We start from the raw sequence: 2449 nt of genomic DNA, 5'->3' as shown, positions 1-2449 counted from the left end.
CTTACCGTTAGACCTTACAGTTGATTATTGGTTTAATAAAAATGAAGTTCATTTGCATCCAAACAAAGATCATCATTTCACGCCGAGAGCCGGTCTAGCAAAGTTCCTTGTTATTGATGAAGGTGATACATCAAAAAAGTCATACAAAAGACTTCATCGATTTAGATACTCACCTACAGCAGCATATGGCAACAATGAAGTACATTTACATCCAACTAAGCCAAGAAGAATATCTGCGGCTGAAGCGATGGCGATTCAATCTTTGCCTCATGATTTTGAACTTCCAAGTTCAATGACTTTAAGTGCGATGTTTAAAACTATTGGAAACGGTGTCCCTTATCTTTTTTCATATGGGATCGCCAAAACAATTCAAGATTACTTGAAGGATTGATAGATGCAAATTGAAGATGCGGTGAGGAAATCTAGAGCATGGATCGACCAACTTGTTGGCAAGGAATTACAATATATAACAGGAAGAAATACTTCGGTTATTAATCGCGTTGATTGGGAAGATGATGGGAAAATATTTGTAGCTCGTGGTGATGGTCAAATTGCTATACGTTTTGAGCGCATAGTTGCTGTGCTTACAAAACTAATAAAAGGTCATCCAACGCATGTAGATACAGTATTGAGGTCAGGAAGCAATGATAGAAGTGTTATTGAGACAATTATTGCAAATTTCCCACCAGTTGGCTTTATGCTGCCAAATAAAGGGAGGAATAAAAACAAAAATAAATTAATACAATGGTTAAATGAAGAAATCCATCCGTTAGGTGTTATCCAGGATATCAGTTCGGATGCGTTTGCAGACCTTTCTTTAAGTGTTGTTGAAATTAAAAATGCACAGATTTCCCCCAAACCCTTCCTCCTCCTTGCCGGCATCTCAGGCACCGGTAAAACTCGTTTTGTACGTGAGCAGGCTAAAATGTCTGGTCAGTTTGATGAAACCTATTGTTTAACTTCAGTTCGCCCAGACTGGCATGAACCCAGTGATTTGTTGGGCTATATCTCACGGCTTAACGGGGCGGCAGAATACGTCACCACCGATGTGTTACAGTTTATTGCCAAAGCATGGCGCGGGATTGTGGATAGTGACTTAACCATAGAGGTACAGGATACCGAGGGGCAAGGGGGGCGTTTGGTGGTGACGGGCGATAGAGAGGCCCTTAAGCCAGTATTACCTTACTGGCTGTGCTTAGATGAAATGAACCTTGCCCCAGTTGAGCAGTATTTTGCCGACTATTTGTCGGTGCTAGAAACCCGCGAATGGCGGTGGGATGGCGGTAACTTTACCTACAGTAGCGATGCATTATTAAAACCTGCAACCATTAACGCAGTGGCCGATAAAAACAAGCTTCGCAGTGAATTGGGTTTTGCAGCATCAGAGTACAATGAGCTGTGGCAATTAATTTGCCAATATGGTTTAGCCATTCCGTTTAACCTGATGGTGGCGGGCACGGTGAATATGGATGAAACTACCCATGGTTTTTCACGCAAGGTGATAGATCGTGCGCTTAGCTTTGATTTTGGTGCCTTTTTCCCTAATAACTATGATGATTTTTTTAAGCCAAAGAGTTGCAACAAACGGCTGAGCTACCCGATTTGGTCACAAGTCAGCCAAACAGACTTAGCCAATACCGTTGATAACAACGGGAAGACGACCGTGGATTTTTTAACGGCGGTGAACCAGGTGCTCAAAGACACCCCATTTGAACTCGCTTACCGTGCCCTCAATGAGTTACTGCTTGCCGTAGTCAGCAGCCAACCATTAGACACACCGACTTTAAAAGCCGTCTGGGATGACTTTATGATGTGTAAAGTGCTGCCGCGTATTGAAGGCGATAGCGATAAACTGAGCACCGCTGATGGCAACGATATTTTAGTAGAGTTGAATGTGGTGCTGGCTGAGCAGTTAGCGCCCATTTGGCAAGCCGATGAAAATGATGCAGCTAACCAGCGTCCCGATCTTTACCGCGAAAAAATGGTTGCAGAAGGCGCCACCGACGAGGATAAAGTGCTGCGCATTCCCTGTCGTTCAAAAGCTAAATTGGCGTGGATGCAACAGCGTTTGGCGAGCGCCACCTTCACCAGTTTCTGGCCTTAAGGTGTTGGCTTTCTCTGATGAATGTAAGGCTAGCGTTTGGTGATAGGAGTAGCTAGGAATGCCGGAGTTAATACGACTACAAACACCTTATTTTGAGTTTTCGGTATGGGCTAATGATATTAGCCAGCGTGCCAAGGTGTACAACACGACTGCGGCGAACAGAGCCAGCTTAACAGCAGACCATGATGCCGATAGCGCTGCTAGTCGTGCCGTGAATAGCACCGAGCATGCAGACACTGCTGCTTCAACACCCGTAGAGTCTCACCCCAGCTACCTACTACGTTTTGCGCCTGCGGCGGAACTGGTTGATATCAATATAGAACCGAGCGCAAGCGCTGAACAAGG

The 2449-nt window shown here is 44.7% G+C and carries 3 protein-coding genes; all 3 read left to right on the top strand.

What is annotated here, in order from left to right; translation table 11 throughout:
• Nucleotides 1-391 (top strand): DNA cytosine methyltransferase (locus AC2A06_RS18435; RefSeq protein WP_484381247.1); only part of this gene is annotated, 391 nt, incomplete at its 5' end.
• A gap of 3 nt (nt 392-394) precedes the next feature.
• Nucleotides 395-2104, top strand: coding sequence for an McrB family protein (locus AC2A06_RS18430; protein WP_484381246.1), 1710 nt, complete (start codon nt 395-397; stop codon nt 2102-2104).
• Between the two features lie 58 nt (nt 2105-2162).
• On the top strand, nt 2163-2449 hold a 287-nt coding region (locus AC2A06_RS18425; RefSeq protein WP_484381245.1), incomplete at its 3' end, for a hypothetical protein.

The sequence above is a fragment of the Serratia sp. HNCC26DJ244 genome (assembly GCF_057180565.1).
This window is presented reverse-complemented; position numbering and strand designations above follow the sequence as displayed.